2 protein-coding genes are annotated in these 1,544 nt (G+C 77.8%); both read right to left on the bottom strand.

All coding sequences use genetic code 11. From position 1 onward, the window contains the following. Positions 1-4 precede the first annotated feature (4 nt). On the bottom strand, positions 5-703 hold the full coding sequence (gene egtC, locus GTR00_RS20545; protein WP_166613381.1) for an ergothioneine biosynthesis protein EgtC: 699 nt from the start codon (positions 701-703) through the stop codon (positions 5-7). Then, on the bottom strand, positions 704-1,544 hold an 841-nt coding region (locus GTR00_RS20550; RefSeq protein ID WP_166613382.1), incomplete at its 5' end, for an SUMF1/EgtB/PvdO family nonheme iron enzyme.

Raw genomic sequence — 1,544 nt, forward strand, 5'->3', positions numbered from 1 at the left:
GTGCTCACGTCGTCTCCAGGGGTGTCAGCGCGACGCCGTCGGGCGTGGCGGTCACGAGGGTGCGGTCGGGCACGTCGCACCAGCGGGGGTCGTCGTCGAAGGGTTCGCTGGCCAGCGCCACGCCCTCCGGGGTGCGCAGCACGCTGAGGGTGTCGCCCCAGGCGGTGGCCAGGACGCGCTCGCCGTCGGTGAGCAGGACGTTGAGGCGGGCGCCGGGGTCGGCGGCGCCCGCGGCGGCCACGCGCTCGCCGAGCTCGTCGGGGGCGGCGAGCAGGTGCGCGGCGAGCACGGCGCTGTCGCAGACGGACTCCGCCAGCGGCCACGCCCCGGCGGGCAGGGTGGAGCGGTCCACGACGCCGTTGTGGGAGAGCAGGTGCCGCCCGCGCGCGAAGGGTGCGCAGGCGCTCTCCTCGCCGGGCATGCCGGCGGTGGCGCTGCGCACGGCGGCGAGCACGCACCCGGAGGACACGTGCGGGGCCACGGAGGTCAGCGACGCCTCCGCCCACAGCGGCCGCGCGGCGCGCCAGCGGGCGGGTTCGGGGCGCGCGGGGGTGTACCAGCCGACGCCCCAGCCGTCGGCGTTGACGGTGCCGTGGGACTGCCGGCGCGGCGCCCAGCTCTGCCGCAGCAGCCCGTGCTCCGGTTCCAGCAGCAGCTCGGCGAGCGTGCGCGGTTCACCGGTCCAGGCGAGGTGGCGGCACACTCAGGCGTCCCAGGCCAGGCGCACGCCGGTGAAGACCTGCCGGCGCACCGGCAGGTCCCAGTTGCGGAACGAGGGGCGCACCGCGATCGGGGCGGTGGCCCACGCGCCGCCGCGCAGGACGCGGTGCTCGCCGCCGAAGAACGGCGCGGAGTAGGTGTCGTAGAGCATCGGGGAGAAGCCCGGCCAGGGCGTGAAGGGCGAGCTCGTCCACTCCCACACGTCGCCGATGGTCTGCTCCACCCCGTAGGCGGAGGCGCCGGCGGGGTAGGCGCCGACCTGCGCGGGGCCCAGGGCGGTGCCGCCGAGGTTGGCGCGCTCGGCGGTGGCGGGCCCCTCGCCCCACGGCCAGCGGCGGCGGCGGCCGGCGACGGGGTCCCAGGCGCACGCCTTCTCCCACTCGACCTCGGTGGGCAGGCGGGCGCCGGCCCAGCGGGCGTAGGCCTGCGCCTCGTGGAAGTCGACGTGCTGGACGGGTTCGGCCGGGTCGACGGCGCGCACGACGCCGAAGCGGCGGTGGGTGAACCAGCCGGCGCCGTCGGGCTCCCACGACAGCGGCGCGCGCAGCCCGGCGGTGACGCGGTGCGCCCAGCCGGTGGTCGTCCACAGCCGCGGGTCGTCGTAGCCGCCGGCGGCGACGAAACCGGCCCACTCGGCGTTGGTGACGGGCACGCGGGCGATGCGGAAGGCGGGCACGTGCACCCGCTGCTGGGGGGTCTCGTTGTCCAGCGCCCACGGTTCGGCGGCGGGGTCGGCGCCCAGGAGGAACGGCCCGGCGGGCACGAGGACCGCGCCGCCGAACCGTGGGCGCTGGACAACGAGACCCCCCAGCAGCGGGTGCACG

The organism is Kineococcus indalonis (assembly GCF_009906395.1).
GTDB classification, from domain to species: domain Bacteria; phylum Actinomycetota; class Actinomycetes; order Actinomycetales; family Kineococcaceae; genus Kineococcus; species Kineococcus indalonis.